Origin of the sequence: Apibacter sp. wkB309 (assembly GCF_002964915.1) — a bacterium.
Taxonomy (GTDB): Bacteria; Bacteroidota; Bacteroidia; order Flavobacteriales; family Weeksellaceae; genus Apibacter.
The window spans coordinates 438,917-460,385 of sequence record NZ_PSZL01000022.1; the positions used below are offsets into that span (position 1 = coordinate 438,917).

Sequence of the window (21,469 nt, forward strand, 5' to 3'; positions counted from 1 at the left end):
TTTCATAAAAATTATAAATGTTTTTATACAATTTTACGTCTTTTAATTAGTATATATTTTTTATAAATAATCATTTTTTATTGGTAAACAATTTAATTTCAAACTTTTATAAAAGAGATCTATCGGTAATTTCTATGGATCATAAATATATAGTAAATTTGTAAAAAAGATTCTTCATGAAAAACAGCTTATATTCAATTCCAAAAATAAAAAATACAATTACTAACAATTTCACTTTAATTGCAGGACCTTGTATTATTGAAGGTGAGCAAATGGCTATGGATATTGCCGGAAAAATTGTTGAAATAACAGATAAATTAGGTATTCCTTATATCTTTAAAGGCTCTTTCAAAAAGGCAAATCGATCAAGAGTCGACAGCTTTACAACGATTGGAGAACAAAAATCGTTAGAAATATTAAAAAAAGTTGGTGATACGTTTTCAATACCCACCACTACCGATATTCACGAAAACGAACACGCTCAATGGGCTGCAAAATATGTGGATGTATTACAAATTCCTGCTTTTTTGGTAAGACAAACCGATTTGTTAGTTGCGGCTGCAAAAACCGGAAAGTATATTACCTTAAAAAAAGGTCAATTTTTGTCTCCAGAAGCCATGCAATTTGCCGCTCAAAAAATAAAAGATTCAGGAAATTCCAACTATGCAATTATTGATAGAGGAACTTCTTTTGGATATCATGATTTAATTGTAGATTATAGAGGAATACCTACTATGAGGAACTATGCTCCTGTAATATTAGATGTTACGCATTCGTTACAACAGCCGAATCAAACAACCGGTGTAACGGGAGGAAGACCCGATATGATTGAAACTATTGCTAAAGCAGGTATTGCCGTTGGTGCTGATGGAATTTTCATTGAAACTCATCCGAATCCAGAAATTGCCCTTTCCGATGGTGCAAATATGTTAAAACTGGATTTACTGGAAAACTTGTTGGAAAAATTGGTAAAAATAAGAAAAGCCATCAGTTAGTATTTTGTAGAAAATGTTTTAATTTAATTCAATATAAATCAATCATTTCATATTCCTTTATTGATAGTTATTGAATTTGACTTTGTTTTTTAATTAATTTTTTATCCTGGGTTTACCATCTTAATTAAATTTAAAATAACTTTATTGGTTTGATCTATAAATACATAATTCAAAGTAATTGAATTATGTAAGTCATATATTTTGTTATCAATAAATTTGCAGTAACGAAACGAAATATGCAAAATAATACTCTTATACAAAAATATAATGTACCCGGTCCCAGATATACCAGTTATCCTACGGTACCCTATTGGGATGAAAAAAATTTTTCTTCTGAAAAATGGATTCAAACGCTACAAAAATCTTTTAAAGAAAGTAATAAAAGAGAAGGCATTAGTTTGTATATTCACCTTCCTTTTTGTGAAAGTTTATGTACTTTTTGTGCGTGCAATAAGCGTATTACTAAACAGCATAATGTTGAATTAGTATATATAGAAACTCTTTTAAAAGAATGGCAGTTGTATCTAGCTTTACTGCCTGAAAAACCCATTATAAAAGAATTACATTTAGGAGGTGGAACTCCCTCGTTTTTTTCTCCTGAAAATCTAACGTATTTATTAGAAAATATTTTCTCAAAAGCAGAAATTCATTCGGAAAAAGAATTTAGTTTTGAAGGGCATCCGAATAATACCACCCGTGAACATCTTCAATCCTTATACAATCTAGGATTTAGAAGAGTAAGTTTTGGAGTTCAAGATTACGATCCTAAAGTACAACAAGCGATACACCGTATTCAACCCCTTGAAAACGTTAAAAAAGTAACCGATATTGCTCGTGAAATAGGATATGAAAGTATAAGTCATGATTTAGTCTTTGGTTTGCCTTTTCAAGATTTAAATAAAGTGAAGCATACCATAAAGATGACCGAAGTAATGCAACCCGATAGAATTGCATTTTATTCATATGCTCATGTTCCGTGGATTAAAGGTGTAGGACAAAGGGGTTTCAAAGATGGAGATTTGCCAAGCGGTGAGGAAAAAAGAGAATTGTATGAAAAAGGTAAAGAGTTATTGGAAAATATGGGATATTTTGAAATCGGAATGGATCATTTTTCCTTAAAATCAGATTCTTTGTACCAATCCATGCTAAATAGAAAAATACATAGAAATTTTATGGGATATACCTCCTCTTCCACTCAAGTAATGATCGGATTAGGAGTTTCTTCGATTTCAGATAATTGGTATGCATTTGCTCAAAATGTAAAAACTATAGAAGAATACTACCAAAAAGTTAATAATAAAGAGCTTCCTGTTTTTAGAGGGCATATCTTAAGCGAGGAAGATTTGTTTATTAGAAGACACATTCTTAATTTAATGTGTTTGTTGGAAACCCGTTGGGAAGATGGTATTATTCAAAAAAATTATCCTGAAATCATCGAAAGATTACGAGAGTTTGAAGCAGACGGTCTTATAGAATTATCGGAAAATTCTTTAGTTATAAAAGAAAATGGGCGTTCGTTTATTCGTAATATTTGTATGGCTTTTGATCTGAGAATGATGAAAAATGCACCTCAAACCAAATTATTTTCTATGACGGTTTAATCTTTAAATCTTTTGATTTGATTTATTATAATATATACGAATTTTAAGTAAATATATATATGAATTCAATATATAGTTAAATTGAGTAAAATTTATTTTTAAAGGGCTCATATTTAAGTCAAGCATTATTCTATATATTTTAATTGATTAAATTATAATTAGTTCCAAACTATATATTAGCAAATAAAGTATGTAAAAAAATAGCTACATACATAGTAAATTTAAAATAAGAAATCCTTATTTTTAGAATGTTGATAATAGAAATAAAATAGCTCACATTAGGAAATGTGAGCTTTAAACTGTACTATAACTAGATTCGAAGATTTTAAGATTATAGTATTGGAATACTACTAATTTTTATTTTATCTATTACTTTTGCCATTACTAATTATGCAAACTAACTGTTAATTAAATTTTATAATAATCAGATAACTTTCAATGTACAAAGGTTTGATTTTTCCACGTTAGTAAGGAAAAATGAATAAACTTTCGTTTAATAAATGCAGCATTTGCATAGTTTATTAATAAGATGTCAAAAAAGATAAAGGCAAAATTAACTATTATTTTTTCTTAGTTCTGGGTCTAACCCGATCAGTCTCCCTTACTGTAGTCTTAGGATTTTCTTCAGCATATTTTTTAGTGGTGTAGTGTCCAGTTTCGGCATCTCTGTACCTTACTATTTTTTTTTCTTTAGCCATAGTATTAATTTTTGTGATTTATAAGCAAAGATAAAATAATTTTTAAAAATAAAGTATATATTTTCATTTTTTTATCTTCTATTACTTTGAAAATAAAGATATTTATTTTCACTAAATATAGTATTAGATTTTATTTTTAATATAAAATGAAAAAACTGATTATAAGGATAAATACAGATAGAAACATCTATTTTTTTATGAAGGTATAACTTTGAGAATTATTAATTTGAGCATTAGTAACCTCCTATTTAATTTAAAAGATATAAAATTATAGACTATAAAATGATATTAAATAAAACCATCTTAAGTTAAAAATTTAAATCAAAAAAATATTATTTAAACTAAAGTTCATCTTTATTGAGAATATAGAGCGTGGGGTTAACGTGGAAGAGCGAATAATTCATTTCTTCAGCGGTTATATATATTTTGGAATCTGTTACGGCAATACCTTCTGTTTGACCGATAGCAGCAGTTAAACCGATCAAGGTTTGTTTGTATTTACCTTTAAAAAAATTATGATCTTTGAAATCATAAAATTTCCATACATAGGCTGCTTCTTTGATATATCCTATCAAATATAATGTATCATGGTGTATGTCCGCTCCGGTTATTAAACATTCCGTATTAAAAGTTTCTATCTTTTTTGCAATTTTAGTTTTTGATACAGAAGTTAAATCTAATTCGTAATGTGCGGTATGAAAATCTCCCCACCGTTTTGTAAATAAATGTAGCTTATTTTTATAATAGATAAATGCTTCGCAATCAAAGTTTGTCTTAAAGTTTCCTTTGTTTTCATAATCTATTTGATCTTCGAACGTAAATTGAAACTGATCGACTATAGCTAATTCATTAATATTTGTTGAATTGGTAGGCAAAACTACTTGATATACGGTTAAATCTTTGCGAATGCCTAAATTATTTCCAAAATCACCAATATAAAGAGTATCTCCTTTACGTGCCAATTCTTCCCAATCAACATTTTTAACTCCTTTGATTTTTATTGTTTCTACTATTTTTCCATCCTGAGTGCTTAATTTATATATTTCGGCTTCTCCTCCGCTGTCGTTACAGGTATATAGGAAATCATTATAAAACTCAAGTGCAGAAGTTTCATTGATTTGAGACGATAATATATATTTTTCGGGATATTCGGATAAGTCTAATATATTTTTCTCTACCTGACTATATAAAACTATTGAAACAAAACAAAAAATAAGTCTAGGTAGTTTCATCATACGTTCTCAGATTTAATGGATAGGATTATTCCTACTTACTTATTAATTCAAATAAATCATTTAGAAATGTTTCAATAGTTTTATTTCTTTCTATAAACTAAAATTTGATAAAAATAGCTAGTCTGATAACTTTTTCAAGCTCTCTTTTAAAATAGTTAATTTTTCCAGTGTATCGGATTGCTTCTTTCTTTCCATTTCGACTACTTTTTGAGGAGCTCCATTCACAAATTTTTCATTAGACAGTTTTGCATTTACGCTTTTTAAAAATCCTTCTAAATAAGCTATATCTTCCAATATTTTTGCTTTTTCTGCTTCTGTATCGATTGTTTGTGTAAAAGGTATGGCAAATTCCAATTTACCAACTAAAAAAGTATATGAAGGCTCATTTTCATTCAGTTGATCCTTTATTTGTGAAATATTAGCTAATTTTTTTATGGTAGCAATATTTTCCAATTTATCGGATGATTTAACTATAAGCGTTAACGATTCTTTGGGTGAAAGGCCTTTTTCAGAACGGAAATTTCTAATACTTGAAATAATTTCTTTGGTTACTTCAAAATCGGATATAATGGATTCATTATATGCGTTTTCAGAGACTGATGAAGTTATAATAAGGCTTTCTTGTATTTCTCTTTTTTTAATTGTTTGCCAAATCTCTTCAGAAATAAATGGCATGAATGGATGAAGCAATTTTAACAGGTCTTCTAAAATCGCTATTGTTTCTATATAAGTTTTTTCATCAATATCTTCACCAAATGGGGGTTTAACAGCTTCTAGATACCAAGAGCAATAGTCATCCCAAATGAGTTTATAAATATTCATTAAAGCATCGGAAATTCGATATTTTTCAAAATCTCCATTTATTAAAGTAACTGTTTTAGCTATTTTATTTTTTAGCCAAGATATAGCTTCTTTGCTTTCAATGGTTTGAGGTTTTGACGAATCTACATTCCAAGATTGTACTAAACGGAAAGAATTCCAAATTTTATTTGAAAAGTTTCTTCCTTGTAAACATAAATCTTCATCAAACATAAGATCATTTCCGGCAGATGAACTTAATAATACCCCTACTCGTACACCATCTGCTCCGTATTCTTCAATCAATTTTAAAGGATCCGGAGAATTTCCTAGCTGCTTAGACATTTTCCTTCTTAATTTATCTCGTACAATTCCGGTGAAATAAACGTTAGAAAAAGGTTTTTCATTTCTGAAAGCATATCCTGCCATTACCATTCTGGCAACCCAGAAAAATATAATATCCGGCCCGGTAACTAAATCTTGGGTAGGATAATAATAATTAATTTCCTTATTGTCCGGTTCATTGATTCCGTTGAAAACCGAAATAGGCCATAACCAGGAAGAAAACCAGGTATCTAATACGTCTTCTTCTTGTCGTAAGGATTCGGGTGTAATGGATGAGTTTTTTTCTTGAGCTAACTTTAGAGCTTCTTCTTTTGTTTCTGCAATTACAAAATCATTTTCGCCTTCTCCATAATAATAAGCAGGTATTCTATGTCCCCACCAAAGCTGACGAGAGATATTCCAATCATGAATGTCTTCCAACCAATTTTTGTAAGTAGTAACAAACTTATCCGGATACAGTTTAAGCTCTTCATTTAATACTGCATCAAGAGCCGGTTTAGCAAAATCCTTCATTTTCATGAACCACTGTACCGATATTTTAGGCTCAATAACTGCACCGGTTCGTTCAGAAGTTCCCACTTTGTTTACATAATTTTCTTCTTTTTCAAGTAGGTTTTTTTCTTTAAGCTCTTTAGTTATTTCCTTACGAACTATGAATCTGTCTTTTCCTTTATAATGCAATCCATTATCATTTAGGGTAGCATTATCATTAAAAATATCAATAGTAGCTAATTGGTGCTTCTTACCCAAGTTATAATCATTTACATCATGAGCTGGAGTTATTTTTAAAACTCCCGTTCCAAATTCCATATCTACGTATTCATCCTCAATGACCGGTATTTCTCGATTACAGATCGGTACTATAACTTTCTTTCCTTTTAAAAATTGATAACGCTCATCATTGGGATTTATACAAAGAGCGGTGTCACCGAATATAGTTTCCGGCCTTGTGGTAGCTACGATTACATAATGGTCTTCATGAGTTACTTTATATCTCAAAAAATATAATTTTCCGTTATGTTCTTTATAAATTACTTCTTCATCTGAAATATTGGTTTTCGCTTCCGGATCCCAATTAATCATCTTGTTCCCTTTATAAATATATCCTCTATTATAAAGATCCACGAAACATTTAATTACTGAATTATATAGATCGCCGTCAAGGGTGAATTTTGTACGATCCCAATCACAAGAACAACCTAATTTTTTTAATTGTTCTAATATGATTCCACCATGTGTGTGAGTCCATTCCCATGCATGTTCTAAAAACTTTTCTCTTCCTATGTCAAATTTACTAATTCCCTGTTCTTTTAGCTTGTTAACTACTTTGGCCTCAGTGGCTATGGAAGCATGATCTGTTCCGGGAACCCAGCAAGCATTATATCCCAACATTCGGGCACGTCTTATTAATACATCCTGAATTGTATTATTAAGCATATGCCCCATGTGTAATACACCGGTTACATTAGGTGGAGGAATTACAATAGTATACGGTTTTTTCTCATTCGGTTCCGAATGAAAAAAGTGGTTATCCATCCAAAATTTATACCATTTATCTTCAACATTTTTAGGAGAATATTTTGCTGTAATTTCTGACATGTATTCTTATTTTTTGAGAATGACTACAAAGGTAGTATTTTATTAAAATTTTTTAAAAAAATTATATCACTAGATATAAAAATAGGATTTTCAAAATTTGAAAATCCCATTGCATTTGCTTTTGTGTTTTATCACTTATCTGATTTTTTAGATAAAGTCATAATTTCCAAAATTAAACTAATTTATATGACTGTTATTCTGTTCGCAAAGCCTCAATCGGTTTTATTTGTACTGCTCTTTGAGCGGGTATAAGTCCAATAAACAAACCTAAACTTACCATTAAAAACAAGGCTGCTAATACGTTCCAAATATTTACAGTTGGATTATAGAACGGAAATTTAGGATTGGCATCGCCCATAAATGAACTCATCCCTATTAAAAGTAACACTCCTAATATGAAACCGAGTAGACCGGAAAATACAGTTAAAAACACACTTTCCATAAGTATTTGTGATCTAATCTCACCCGGTTTAGCTCCTAATGCTCTACGGATACCTATTTCCAAGGTTCTTTCTTTCACTGTTATCAATAAAATATTGGAAATAGCAACTACTCCGGCAAGAATGGTTAATCCTCCCACAAACCAAGTAAGTATTTGCAATCCTTTTAAGAAATTGGTTAATTTTCTAAAGTTCTCAGCAAAATTCCAAGCACCGAAAGCCTTTTCATCTGTAGGAGCTACATCGTATTTTTTTCTTAAAGCTATTTTGATCTTTTCTTCTACCACATTAACATTGAACTGTGGCTTAATGGAAATTACCATCCAATTTACTTTATTTCCTTGATTGTATATTTTCTGATAGGTATTGAAAGGAATATATACGACATCTTCCTGTAAAAATCCAGAATTTGGATTTCTGTAAACTCCTACTACTTGAAAATAAATTCCGTTAATTTTGATATATTCACCTATAGCATTTTCTTTATTATTGAATAATTGTTCATACACCTCTTTACCGATTATCGCAACCTTTTTTTTCTGAACATCATCTTCTTCATTAAGTAATCTTCCTGTAATCAATTGTTTCTTTTGTACTTTGGATACCGAAGCAAAATCACCAAATACGGTAAAATTTTTACTTTTATTTTTTCTGTTTATAACACTTTGTTCTGAAGACGCAGCATTTCTAGGTACTACAAAATCAATTTCAGGAACCTGTTTTTTCAAATATTCTACATCATCCAAATGTATGGCTAAGTCCCTTCCTCTTGGGTATCCTTTATAAGGTTCGCCTGTAGATCCTCCCCAAAGAAATATACTGTTGGTTGCATATCCGTCAAATATTTTATAAAAACCATTTTCTGCTCCTTTAGCAGCTCCTAAAAGAAATACATACAAAAACATTCCCCATGCCACACCGATCATTGTTAAAATGGTACGCAACTTATTTTTGCTGAGAGTATGGTAAATTTCAACCCATGTTTCTCTATCTAAAATTTGCATTTGTATAAGATATTAAATTTCAATAAATAGTTTAATCTGAACTTAAGGCTTCTATAGGTTTTATTTTTGCAGCTTTTCTTGCCGGAATAAATCCTGCTACCGTACCAAAAGTTATTAAGGATACCGTTGCAAAAATTAATAATTCTTTACTTACCGAAGGATCTACTATAAGATAGGTGGAAAGGTTATTACCTATAAAATAAAGAGCCAGACTACCTAAAATAACACCCGATATTCCGGAAATAACTGTAATAAAAATAGATTCTTGCAATATAAGCCAAACAATACTGAATGGTTTTGCTCCTAAGGCTTTTCTAATTCCTATTTCTTTTGTTCTTTCTTTTACGATATAAACCATAATATTACTAATACCGATAATTCCGGCCATAATGGTACCAAATCCTATAAACATAACTAAAGAAGAAATCACCGTGAAAAACGAGTAGGTATCTTCCATATTTTGGGCTCGGTTTCGAATAACCAAACCGGTTTTATCCGTAGGGGAAATTTTAAGTTTGGAGCGTAAAGTTCTTTCAATCTCATCTCCTAATTTTACAGCTACGCTAGGTTTCATATCCGATAGATAAGCCACATCTATCTGGCTTACATGATCCGTACTTTTTTTGAGACTTTGTAAAGTGGATATAGGGATGTAGATTATTCGTTCATCATTATCTCCTCCTTCATCATAAAAAACACCGACAACTTTATAATTGATTCCGCCTATATTTATGTATTTTCCTAAGGCTTTTTCATTTTTAAAAAGATCTTTTTCTACCAATCGACCTATAACGGCAAATTTAGTTTTGTTTATAATGTCTGATTGATTTAAAAAACGTCCTGATGTTATAATGGCTTTTTCAATATATTGCTTATCCGGATAAGTTGCTTGAACTGTATAGATTCCTGAGGATGTTCTGTAAGAAACATTTTCAGGCTGTGTGATGGTTGCCGTTTTAAATTCTAAATTTTCATCAAATTCTTTTTTTACGAGTTCAAGATCTTCATTTTTAAGAGTAACATCCCTGTTTTGTTGTAAACCTAAATATGCTTCGGTTGTTTTTCCCGGAATAATATTAATTGTACTGGAGGAATCCAATATGAAGGCTTGTGAAAAGCCATTTTTTAACCCATTTCCAAAACCGAAAAGTATAATGAAGATAAATAATCCTAATGATATTGTAAAACCCGAAAGAAAAGTTCTTAATTTATTTTGCTTGATGGAATAAAATATTTCCTGCCAGCGATCTATATTAAACATAGTTAATAAATTATACTAAAACTTCTTGATTAATAAATTCATCCCTTTCAATTATACCATCTTTTAAATGAACTACCCTTTTGCATTGTTTTGCCACATCGGGTTCATGTGTAACTATTAAAATAGTTTTTCCTTCGTTATTAATTTTTTGTAAAAATTTTATTACATCATATGTGGTTTGACTGTCAAGCGCTCCTGTAGGTTCATCGGCTAAAATAACTTTAGGATGTGTTACTAATGCGCGAGCAATTGCCACCCTTTGTTTTTGTCCACCCGACAATTCATTAGGCATATGATCTGCTCTATCATCCAATCCTACCCTTTTTAAATATTCCATAGCCCTGGAATTTCTTTGAGAACGTTTTACTTTTTGATAATATAAAGGAAGTGCGACATTTTCCATAGCATTTTTAAAGCTTATCAAGTTAAAGGACTGGAAAACAAAGCCTAAAAATTTATTTCTGTAATCTGCTGCTTTTGATTCGCTTAAATCTTTTTCAATTTTAACCCCATCTAATAGATATTCTCCTTCGTCAGCGTAATCCAATATTCCAAGAATATTTAATAAGGTAGATTTACCTGATCCGGAAGATCCCATAATAGCAACCATTTCTCCTTCTCCTATTTCCAGATTAATTCCTTTTAATACATGTAATTTATTATGACCTATGTCATAATACTTATGTATGTTTTTCAATGAAATCATGTCGTTTGCAATTGTAGTTACTAATTTGTATAATTTAACTACTAAATGTTACAGATTACCGCAAAATCGAAACAGTTTATTTAATATATGTTTAACATTCTATATAAACTAAAAATGATCGATAAATTAAATTAAATGTTTAGTTAGTTATAGCTTTTACTAAAGCAAATTAATTATATCTGTATAAACCTTTAATTAATTTATGTTTAATCTGTTTTAAAAATTTTTATAAACATAAATTCTAAATGGTGATATTATAGACAGATTCAAAATCTTATTGTTTAAAAAAAGTTAATGATTTATCATTAAAAAATATTCGTCATAAAAAAAAGAGATCTTAAATAAGATCTCTTTTTTTTATTATATTAAATTTTTTTTAGTTGGAAAGTGAGGAAACTTCAACGGAACTGTCAATTTTTTTAATTAATCCTTGTAAAACCTTTCCGGGACCTGTTTCTGTAAATACCGAACAATTATCCTGTATCATGTTACGAATTATTTTTGTCCAGTTTACCGGAGAGGTCAATTGTTTAATAAGATTTTCTTTTATTTCCTCAATATTGGTAACAGCTTTACTGGTATAATTCTGATATATTGGGACACTAGGTGTATTAAATTTAGTTTTAAGAATAACTTCTTCTAATCTTTTCTCGGCACTCTTCATAAGTGGTGAATGGAAAGCCCCGCTAACAGGCAGCAAAATTGCTCTTTTAGCCCCTTTTTCTTTTAAAGTTTCACAAGCTTGTTTAACTGCCTCTGTGTGCCCTGATATAACCAATTGCCCAGGACAATTATAATTTGCGGGAACTACAATATTATTTTCAGAGGAAATCTCCTGACATACCTTTTCGACAGTTTCATCATCTAAACCTATAACCGCTGCCATCGAAGAAGGATTTTCTTCACAAGCTTCTTGCATCGCCAAGGCTCTTTCGTATACTAATTTTAAACCGTTATCAAAAGACAGGACTCCATTTCCAACTAATGCAGAAAATTCTCCTAAGGAATGCCCTGCTACCATTTCGATTCGGGCATTTTCATTAACTTTAGCAGAAGCTATAGAATAGATAAAAATTGCAGGTTGTGTTACTTTTGTTTGTTTTAGTTGTTCTTCGGTTCCCTTAAACATGATATCAATGATATTAAACCCTAATATATCATTAGCAGAGTTCATCATTTCTTTAATATCAGCTCTGCTCTCATATATTTCTTTTCCCATGCCTGGGAACTGAGAACCCTGTCCGGGAAATACTAATGAATTCATTAATTTTTTTTAATATTAAGTATTTTATTGTTATATATAATTTTGTTTGTTTTAAGTTATTTTAATAATTGAATAATTCTAGCTTCTTGATTAACCCAAGCTCCATTTTTATTTATTCTTCTAAAAGAATATTTATTGCTGACTTGTTTGCTTTCAGCTTTCATAATTGAGTTAGATAAATTCCCTTTTTCATCAACACGACTTAAAATATCATATGTTACATCAAAACCGGTAATGGCGTATTTATCCGGCATATGACAATATTTTTTCTTATATAAATTCATCATTTTTTGTTCATTAAAACCAAATTCATTTACATAATTTGTATCTAAATATAACAATCCGAAATTTATAAGTTTTTCTTCGTATTTTTTATTATCAAACAAAGAAGAGTAAAATAAAGAAATAGGTTGTACTTGATTAGTTTCAAAACTAGTTATCGTATCCAAATATTTATTTATTACCGGATCTTGATTTGAAATTAATAGGGCATAAATTTTATTATATTCTTCAGTAACTAAATTCTGATCCGGTTTAATATCTTCTGCATTTTTAGTTAAAATTATTTCCGCATTATTTTTTCTATCTTTAATTAATGATTGAATAAATTGAGCCGTTTTAAAATGTTCCTCATCATATACTATATATATTTTTTCGTTGGAATATTTTTTTAACATTTCATCAGTTACTTTCTCAGCTAATATTTGATCTTTTGTATTATATAAAATTAAATTTTCGTGTTCATCTAGATCATCGCTGGAAGAAAATGGAGAAATAATTGGAATTTTTTTAATTTTATCTGCTAGGGTCAATAAGTTCGATTTAAATAAAGGTCCTATTATAAGATTGGTATTCGAAAAATCATAGGTATTTACAATTTCTCTGAATTTATTATCATTACTTGTGTCAAATATCTTTACATGAACTCTTTTTCCTCTATGGGTCAAAGAATCCAGAGCAAGTTTAACTCCTGAATAAAATTGAGTAGCTATACGTCTTTCCGCATTAACGGACGATTCTCCGGTATGGAAAGGTAAAAATAAAACCACATTTACTCCGTCTTTTCTAAATTCACTATCGGCTTGACTTGTTGATTGATCTTTAGCATCATTCTGTAAATCATTTTCAGGTAATTTATTTTTACTTAAGATATCTGATTCCTTATCATTCTGTTTTTCAATATTTTCTTTTTTATTAGTTTCTATTGGATCATCTTTTGCCGAAGTTAACTCTTTTTTATCTTTTATGTTGATTTCTTCTTTTGAATCTGAATTATTTATTTTTAAATCTTCCTGATCCTTTTTATCTTCACTATAAACATGATTATAAGCATTTGAATTTTCCAATGAGGAATTGGCAGGAATTTTTAAAATTTCACCAATTTTGGGACCGTTCTTATCCATAGCCGGATTAAGAGCTATTATGCTTTTAATTGTAGTATGATACTTTTTACTTAATCCGTACAACGTTTGTTTTGGCTCAACGGTAATATAAAAGTAATCCAAGTTTTGTGTATTTTCTATATTTTGTGTGTTATTAACAGTGTTGGAAGTTAAATATTCATTCGCTTTGGAAGAAGCTTTTTTATCCGGTATAATAAGTATTTCCCCTATCTGTAGCGTACGGCTATTTAATTGAGGATTTATTTTTTTTAAATCATCAATGGAAACATTGTATTTTTTACTTAACCCATAAAGCGTTTCTTTCGCCATAACAGTATGTTTTTGCTGTTGCGAAAGCATCAAGGAACTTATAAATAATAATAGCAGCGTATTAAATTGCTTTTTCATTTCTAAATAACTTTGTTGCAAATGTAATTAAATTATTTATTTCCCTTTTTCTAAATTAAATACTGTTACAATATTTTGAAATTCATTGATTTCATTATATATTCGAGCTAAAAATTCAGATCCCATTGTGGCATAATAAAATGAAAAATTATAGACCCTTTCCTGCCAACTACCTTTAGGAAATAGTTCTTCGTATAATTTTTCAAAATTGTACACAATTTCTTTATGCTTTAATCTATTTGCTTTATAAAAACGTTTGTTTATTTTTTCTAACCCATTGAGTTGCTTTTTCTTTTGTGCCATAATCATATTTTCCCAACTAGGATCTGTATTAGCAGATTCTTTTAATAAATCATCAAACATATCTTTTAAACGACTTTCGTACTTTGCAAAATCAAATATATAGGATGAATTTTGAGTTACTAGGGTATTAATAGTTTGTTCTTTAGGTAGAAATAAATGATTGATATTCAAAGAAAGTCTTTTCATTCTTTTTTCTTGATTGTCATTAATCAATAAAAAGGAATTTCTTGGCACCAATATAGGAAAAGGAATATTTTGTGCTGAAAAATAATCTTTAAGTTCCATCCAATATGCAATTTCTGCATTTCCACCAATATAGGCAACGTTAGGCAATATGACTTCCTGATACACCGGTCTCATTAATGCATTGGGACTGAAATTTTCAGGATGTTTATCTATTTCTTCCAGTATTTCAACTTCACTAAAATTTTTACAGCTTCCTAAAATATAATATTTACCATTGGTTTCATCTATACGGTTTCTTTCTTTATTTTTATGATAAAAAAAATTAATTTTTCTCGGATTTACTTGTATTTTATAATGATCCGATTTTAATTTTTCGATTGTTTTTGAAATGATTCGGTAAGATTTTTTTTCCTTGATATCATCTTTAATAAACGGTATAAACAATTTTTTTAAAGTCTCTGTATTACCATCTATAAACAATAGACCATATTCTTTAAACAATTCATGAACTAAAATTCGAGTGGCATTTGAAAGATTATCCGCGGTATAATAGGATTTTTCAATAATCTTTCTTAAATCATTTCCAAAAGGATAATATTTCAATTCTTCATAAAAATCTGATAGGACAGTTTTTAATCCACCGGTTGAAATTTCACCTACATAATCATGATGTTTCTCATTCCAACTTATAAATTCCCTATTAAAGTTAAAATGATTTATTTCCTCAAAATCATGATCTTCCGTAGCCATCCAGAAAATTGGAATAAATTTAAATTCCTCTTGTCTTTCATTCATCGTATCACATAATTTTATTACCTGTAAAATTTTATAGATGAAATATAACGGACCGGTCATTAAATTTAGTTGATGTCCGGTTGTGATGGTCATTGAATTCGCTAAACTAAGATTTTTTAGATTGATTGTTTGCTTTTCAGACAATTGTAAATTTTTTAACTGACGTTGCAATTCATCAATTAACTTTTCCCTATGTTTATAATTGGAAATTTTTTCTCTAGCTTGTTTAAGTAAAGATTTAGGTGATAAATTTCTTCCATAAAGAGATGCGATTTTTTCCTCCTTAGTAACATAATCTTTAATTAATTGAGAATTTCCGGGAATATCGGCAATGTTAATCTGATTTTTCACAATTCAAATTTACAATAATTTTTGTCAGATAAAAACTACACTTTTGTATCTAAATAGTAATGACAAAGATTAAGTTTTTAACCATATTTACTGTAAATAAAATAATTGTGCCAAACATTTACACTATCTATATTAATATATATTAATTATTAATATTATATTCTTATAAAAGAAAGGCTTGCAAAAGGCAGGAGGATCTAATATTACTTTTTAAGAAAAAGAACGTTCTATGACTTTGGCTGACTAAGAACCTGAGATGATGAATTTTGACGGGAAATGAAAAACTACTTCAAAAATAGATATTTTAATTTTTTTTAATACAATTACACACAATATACTTACATGTTTAAAAAGCTATTTCTTTAGCCTTAATCATCCTAAAATTACCGGATATATCTTGTTTTAATTCTACGTAATTAAAGTATTCCAAAAACAGTTGTCTGGTTTTTTCTCCTAAATCTTGATTAATTTCAACATATACTCTTCCTTGTGGCTTCATGTTTTTTAGAGAAAAATCTATTATACTCCTGTAAAAAACCAATGGATCATCATTCGGCACAAATAAAGCCTTGGATGGTTCATAATTGACTACCCTACTCTCCATACCTTTTTTTTCATATTCTCTGATATAGGGAGGATTGGATACAATAATATCATACTTTTCAGTATTCTTTATTAGGTGCCCCGTATTAAGTAAATCAGACTGTATAAAATCTACCTGAACTTGATTGCTTTCTGCATTTTTTTTGGCCAAATTTATCGCCTTTTCATCAATTTCAAGAGCAGATACCTTTGCTTTTAAGTTTTTAGCTAATGCAATAGCAATACATCCACTTCCGGAACATAAATCGATGATATTCAACTCTTCGTTTTTATTTTCAAAGTCATTACAAATCCAAGATACCAATTCTTCTGTTTCCGGTCTGGGAATCAACACATGGGGATTTACAGAAATTTTACAGCCGTAAAATTCCGTATAACCTACCACATATTGATAAGGCATACCGCTAATTAAATGAAATAAGGCTGTTTGAAAAAGTGTAGGCTTTATTTGAGAATCTTCTTGCATTTCATCCAATCCTAATTTTAAGGTAATTTTATCTTTATGCAAATAAGTTTCTGCCAACGCATAAAAAATAATATCTATTTCTTTAAGTGTATATTGCGAAGAAAGATTTTTAATAAACTGGTTTCTAATTTCTGCTAATGATTTCATACTAAATGCATTTAGGTTTTAATTTTTTTTATAAAAAACCGGAATAATAATTTTTTATTATTCCGGCTCAAATTTCTAATATTTTTTAGAGGTTATTCATCCTCTTGATCAACCAATATCCAACTTCCCTCCTCTATAAGACTTTGCGCTTGTTTAAATTTCAAAGATTTAACTTCTCCGGTTCTCAAATTACGCACATGTACCATTTCATTTCTTCCGATCTTGTTTACACGTAATGGTTCGGAAACCGGCTTTTCTTGAGTCTGTTTTTCATCATTTTCAACAAATTCTCTGCTCTCAACCACTTTTTGTTTTACTTCACGAGCTTGTTCTATTTTTGATTCTTCAGGTTCAGATGGTAAACCTCCTTTGAACAAGAAAGAGATAATTTCTTTATTGGTTTTATCTAGCATATCTCTAAATAAAGCAAAGGATTCTTGTTTATAAATAACCAACGGGTCTTTTTGTTCGTAAACGGCTGATTGTACAGACTTTCTTAATTCATCCATCTCTCTTAAATGTTCTTTCCAATTTTCATCTATTAATGCTAAGGTAATTCCTTTTTCAAAGTCTTTTAATAAAGCTTTTCCTTCAGAATTGTAAGCATCTTCTAAATTGGTGGTTACATTTAATACTTTTGTACCGTCAGTAAAAGGAACGGAAATATTTTTAAATGTGTTTCCTCTTGCTAAAAAGACGTTAGATATGATAGGATACAACTGTTGTGCCGTATTTTCTAATTTTTCTTTATAATAAGCTTCTGCTTGTTCAAAAACTTTATCAACAAGTTCTTTTTCAGATAATCTGTTAAACTCTGCTTCATCTACAGGAGTATCCATAGCAAACACTGTTGCTAACTCAAATTCAAAATTTTTATAGTTTTTATCTTGTTTATTATCTCTTACTAATAAAGCAGCCGTATCATAAATCATGTTAGCGATATCGATACTTAACTTCTCACCAAAAAGAGCATTTTTACGTCTGCTGTAAATTACTTCCCTTTGTTTATTCATTACATCGTCATATTCCAACAATCTTTTACGAATTCCAAAGTTATTTTCTTCAACTTTTTTCTGAGCTCTTTCAATGGAATTAGTGATCATGGAATGTTGAATTACATCTCCTTCCTTATGCCCTAATCGATCCATCATTTTAGCTATTCGATCAGAACCGAATAAACGCATTAAATTATCCTCTAGAGAAACATAGAATTGAGAAGATCCCGGATCTCCCTGACGACCGGCACGACCTCTTAACTGTCTGTCTACCCGTCTAGAATCGTGTCTTTCCGTACCAATGATAGCCAACCCTCCTGCGGCTTTAACTTCGTCTGTTAACTTAATGTCGGTACCCCTTCCGGCCATATTGGTAGCAATAGTTACTACTCCCGGATTTCCCGCTTCTGCAACGATGTCTGCTTCTTTTTTATGTAATTTTGCATTTAATACATTATGCGGTATTTTTCTTAATTTTAAAGCTTTGCTTAATAATTCGGAAATTTCTACAGAAGTAGTTCCCACCAATACCGGTCTTTTATCTTCTTGAGATAAACGTATCACCTCATTTAAAACGGCATTGAATTTTTCTCTGTTGGTTTTATAAACTAAATCTTGTTGGTCGTTTCTAATTACAGGTTTGTTGGTAGGAATAACCACTACATCTAATTTATATATTTCCCAAAATTCTCCGGCTTCCGTTTCGGCAGTACCGGTCATACCTGCCAATTTATTGTACATTCTAAAGTAATTCTGTAAAGTAATTGTAGCAAACGTTTGTGTTGCTGCTTCGACTTTTACATTTTCTTTAGCTTCTAAAGCTTGATGCAATCCATCAGAATAACGACGCCCTTCCATAATACGTCCGGTCTGCTCGTCAACAATCTTAACTTGTCCGTCAATTACAACATATTCTACATCTTTCTCAAACAAAGTATATGCCTTGAGCAACTGACTTAAAGAATGAATACGTTCGGATTTGATGGCAAAGTATCGTAAGAATTCTTCTTTTTCTTTATGTTCTTCTTCTTTGGATAAGTTTTTATTTTCAATATCGGCAAATACAGTTCCTAAATCTTCTAATACAAAAAAGTTAGGATCGGAATTTCCTTTTGACAAAAATTCAATTCCTTTATCGGTAAGTTCCACCTGATTATTTTTTTCATCAATTGAAAAATATAAATCTTTATCTGCCTCAGGCATCATTCGGTTATTATCCGATATAAAATAAGCTTCAGCTTTTAACAAAATAGCTTTGTTCCCTTCTTCTGAAAGGTATTTAATTAAAGGCTTATGTTTAGGTAATCCTCTATATACTTGATATAATTTATAACCTCCTTCTTTTTTATCTCCTGAAGCTATTAATTGTTTTGCTTCCTGAAATAATTTTGAAATTTCATTTTTTTGAGCCGTAAAAATGGTTTCAACAACCGGTTTTAATTCCTGATATTCTTGTTTATCTCCTTGAGGTACCGGTCCGGATATAATCAATGGCGTACGCGCATCATCTACTAAAACGGAATCTACCTCATCGACAATGGCATAATTAAGTTCTCTTTGAACTAAGTCATTTGGTGAATTTGCCATATTGTCACGTAAATAATCGAATCCAAATTCATTATTGGTTCCGTAAGTAATATCTGCAAGATAAGCTTGTCTTCGAGATTCCGAATTGGGTTGATGATTATCAATACAATCTACTTTTAATCCATGAAATTCAAACAAAGGTGCCATCCATGCGGAGTCCCTTTTTGCTAAATAATCATTAACTGTTACCACATGAACTCCACGTCCCGGTAGAGCATTTAAATACATAGGAAGCGTTCCTACTAAGGTTTTTCCCTCTCCGGTTGCCATTTCAGCAATTTTTCCTTGATGTAATACGGTTCCCCCTATGTACTGAACATCATAATGAATCATGTCCCATTTTACTTCTTTACCCGCCGCATTCCAATAATTTCTCCATAATGCTTTATCTCCTTCAATGGTAACATAATCTTTAGTTAATGCCAATGTTTTATCAAACTCAGTGGCTGTAACGGTAATAGTGTTGTTTTCAGCAAATCGTCGGGCTGTTTCTTTAATTAAAGCATATGCTTGAGGAAGTATTTCTTCCAATATTTTTTCTTCTACTTCGTAGGATTCCTTCTCAAATTTCTCAATCTCGCTGTATAATCGCTCTTTTTCGTCTATATTATCAACATTTTGAGTTTGTTCTTTTAATTCTGCAATTTTATTTTTAAGATCAAAAGTTGCTTGAGATATTTTTTCTTTAAACTCAATGGTTTTAAATCTTAGATCATCAAAAGATAAAGAAGAAATACTTTCTTCTTCCTTTTTAATTTTGTCCAGATATTTATTTAATTGTGCAAGATCTTTTTTATGTTTATCCCCAATAAATAATTTGAGGACTGAATTTAATATATTCATTATATGTAATTAATTTGTACGTACAAATGTACTAAAAAAAAGCTTTTTTAGTATGAACTATGAAAAGTAAAGCCCTAAACGAGCTAGGGCTTATAAATTAGTATTCATCTTCGTTCCAGAGGAAGTCATCATCAGTCGGATAATCCGCCCATATTTCTTCAATGCTATCGTAAATCTCGCCCTCATCTTCAATTGCCTGTAGATTTTCAACTACTTCCAAAGGGGCGCCGGTTCTGATAGCATAATCAATTAATTCATCTTTTGTGGCGGGCCACGGCGCATCACTTAAATAAGACGCTAATTCTAAGGTCCAATACATAAGGTAAAATTTATATTATGATTAATTTTTCCTTCCACACATCAAACTTCAAGCCAAATTTTTTAATCCCATTTTTTATTTCTATTTAATACAAATTGTCTCAATTTTTAATCTAATTATTATAGTATTTGAGATAATTTGTTCACTTAGTTTATTGGATTATTATCGTTAATAATTTTTATTAAGTTGATTATTATATAGGCCAGACAATATATAAAAGTGATAATTTTTGTATTTAAAATATAAATTATTGAAATATTATTAATAAAAATATTAATATTATTTTTATAAAAAGTGTCATTAGTTTAAATAATACATATTATAAAAATAAATGTTGCTATCTTAAAAAAATAATGGCTGAAAATTTTCTGTCACAAATGTCATATATTATAACTGACAATTTTTCATAGATAAAGCTTAAAACTGTCGGTATTTTAGATCAAATATTTAAAAAACACAGAGAGTTATAACCATAAAAAAATGGGATTAAACAAATTAATCCCATGAATATATTTTATTTATATTTTGTTAATCAAAAATATAGGCAAAACCTAAAGCAATTACTGATGTATTTTGTTTTTGGTAGAATTTATCATAAATATCCATAAAACCGTAATTATAACGAACGAAAATTTCTGATTTTCTAACAATACTATATCCTAACCCTACAGATATGGATGTATCAAGATTCTTAGGGTTAGAGCCGTATCGCTTTTTTTCTAAGTCTTTATCTTTTTGGGATATTAATATTCCTAATTGAGGTCCAACTTCTGCAAAAAATTCGCTTTCGGATTCTGATAAATACGCCCTAAAATAAATCGGTATGTTTATATAATTTTGAAAAAATTTAGCTTTCGTATGACTTCCTGACAGCTTAATCTTATCTTTTTCCCCTTGCATGGAATATGATATCTCAGGCTGTATGAAAAACCGATTATAAGAGTCTAATTGAATTTGGGCTAAAACACCGATAGATGCAGCATTTCTACTGCTGGATTCTTTATGTATATTGGAAACACTTGTATTTTGAAGTGTTCCTCTTACACCAAATCTTACTTGCGAATAAGACAAAATCGGAATTAATAATAATAAAAGAACGCTTTTTTTCATAAATATATAATTTTTTGGTTTGTTGCTG

General features: G+C 29.9%; 15 protein-coding genes. 2 read left to right on the top strand and 13 right to left on the bottom strand.

Annotation, left to right across the window (positions count from 1 at the left end; translation table 11 throughout):
* The first annotated feature begins 176 nt into the window (after positions 1 to 176).
* Both kdsA and hemN read left to right on the top strand, forming a co-directional pair.
* Complete coding sequence (gene kdsA, locus C4S75_RS07865; RefSeq protein WP_105297749.1) at positions 177 to 995, top strand: 3-deoxy-8-phosphooctulonate synthase; 819 nt, start codon at positions 177 to 179, stop codon at positions 993 to 995.
* A 236-nt stretch (positions 996 to 1,231) separates the two neighbouring features.
* On the top strand, positions 1,232 to 2,596 hold the full coding sequence (hemN, locus tag C4S75_RS07870; RefSeq protein WP_105297750.1) for an oxygen-independent coproporphyrinogen III oxidase: 1,365 nt from the start codon (positions 1,232 to 1,234) through the stop codon (positions 2,594 to 2,596).
* A gap of 560 nt (positions 2,597 to 3,156) precedes the next feature.
* Here the strand turns inward: hemN and C4S75_RS07875 are convergent.
* The 13 genes from C4S75_RS07875 to C4S75_RS07935 all read right to left on the bottom strand — a co-directional run bounded on the left by C4S75_RS07875 (position 3,157) and on the right by C4S75_RS07935 (position 21,441).
* Positions 3,157 to 3,294 carry a multidrug transporter gene (locus tag C4S75_RS07875; protein ID WP_105297751.1) on the bottom strand — a complete coding sequence of 46 codons (138 nt, stop codon included), beginning with the start codon at positions 3,292 to 3,294 and terminating at the stop codon, positions 3,157 to 3,159.
* Between the two features lie 341 nt (positions 3,295 to 3,635).
* A complete protein-coding gene (locus C4S75_RS07880; RefSeq protein ID WP_158254235.1) occupies positions 3,636 to 4,529 on the bottom strand; it encodes a hypothetical protein in 894 nt (297 codons plus the stop codon).
* Positions 4,530 to 4,646: 117 nt separating this feature from the next.
* Positions 4,647 to 7,271: a valine--tRNA ligase gene (locus tag C4S75_RS07885; RefSeq protein WP_105297753.1), complete on the bottom strand. Its 2,625-nt coding sequence runs from the start codon at positions 7,269 to 7,271 to the stop codon at positions 4,647 to 4,649.
* A 193-nt stretch (positions 7,272 to 7,464) separates the two neighbouring features.
* Positions 7,465 to 8,715, bottom strand: a complete 1,251-nt coding sequence (locus C4S75_RS07890) for an ABC transporter permease (protein WP_105297754.1) — start codon at positions 8,713 to 8,715, stop codon at positions 7,465 to 7,467.
* A 31-nt stretch (positions 8,716 to 8,746) separates the two neighbouring features.
* Complete coding sequence (locus tag C4S75_RS07895; RefSeq protein WP_105297755.1) at positions 8,747 to 9,976, bottom strand: ABC transporter permease; 1,230 nt, start codon at positions 9,974 to 9,976, stop codon at positions 8,747 to 8,749.
* Between the two features lie 10 nt (positions 9,977 to 9,986).
* The gene (locus C4S75_RS07900) at positions 9,987 to 10,682 is read right to left on the bottom strand and encodes an ABC transporter ATP-binding protein (protein WP_105297756.1); all 696 of its coding nucleotides are present in this window, start codon (positions 10,680 to 10,682) and stop codon (positions 9,987 to 9,989) included.
* A 376-nt stretch (positions 10,683 to 11,058) separates the two neighbouring features.
* Entirely contained in the window at positions 11,059 to 11,946 is an 888-nt protein-coding gene (gene fabD / locus C4S75_RS07905; RefSeq protein ID WP_105297757.1) for an ACP S-malonyltransferase, read from the bottom strand.
* Between the two features lie 56 nt (positions 11,947 to 12,002).
* Complete coding sequence (locus C4S75_RS07910) at positions 12,003 to 13,736, bottom strand: LysM peptidoglycan-binding domain-containing protein (RefSeq protein WP_105297758.1); 1,734 nt, start codon at positions 13,734 to 13,736, stop codon at positions 12,003 to 12,005.
* Between the two features lie 36 nt (positions 13,737 to 13,772).
* A complete protein-coding gene (bshC, locus tag C4S75_RS07915) occupies positions 13,773 to 15,371 on the bottom strand; it encodes a bacillithiol biosynthesis cysteine-adding enzyme BshC (RefSeq protein ID WP_158254236.1) in 1,599 nt (532 codons plus the stop codon).
* 346 nt (positions 15,372 to 15,717) lie between these two features.
* Positions 15,718 to 16,587 carry a peptide chain release factor N(5)-glutamine methyltransferase gene (gene prmC / locus C4S75_RS07920; RefSeq protein WP_105297760.1) on the bottom strand — a complete coding sequence of 290 codons (870 nt, stop codon included), beginning with the start codon at positions 16,585 to 16,587 and terminating at the stop codon, positions 15,718 to 15,720.
* A 92-nt stretch (positions 16,588 to 16,679) separates the two neighbouring features.
* A complete protein-coding gene (gene secA, locus C4S75_RS07925; RefSeq protein ID WP_105297761.1) occupies positions 16,680 to 20,012 on the bottom strand; it encodes a preprotein translocase subunit SecA in 3,333 nt (1,110 codons plus the stop codon).
* Between the two features lie 97 nt (positions 20,013 to 20,109).
* Entirely contained in the window at positions 20,110 to 20,331 is a 222-nt protein-coding gene (locus C4S75_RS07930; protein ID WP_055424695.1) for a DUF2795 domain-containing protein, read from the bottom strand.
* A gap of 528 nt (positions 20,332 to 20,859) precedes the next feature.
* Complete coding sequence (locus C4S75_RS07935) at positions 20,860 to 21,441, bottom strand: porin family protein (RefSeq protein ID WP_105297762.1); 582 nt, start codon at positions 21,439 to 21,441, stop codon at positions 20,860 to 20,862.
* Between the last annotated feature and the right edge of the window lie 28 nt (positions 21,442 to 21,469).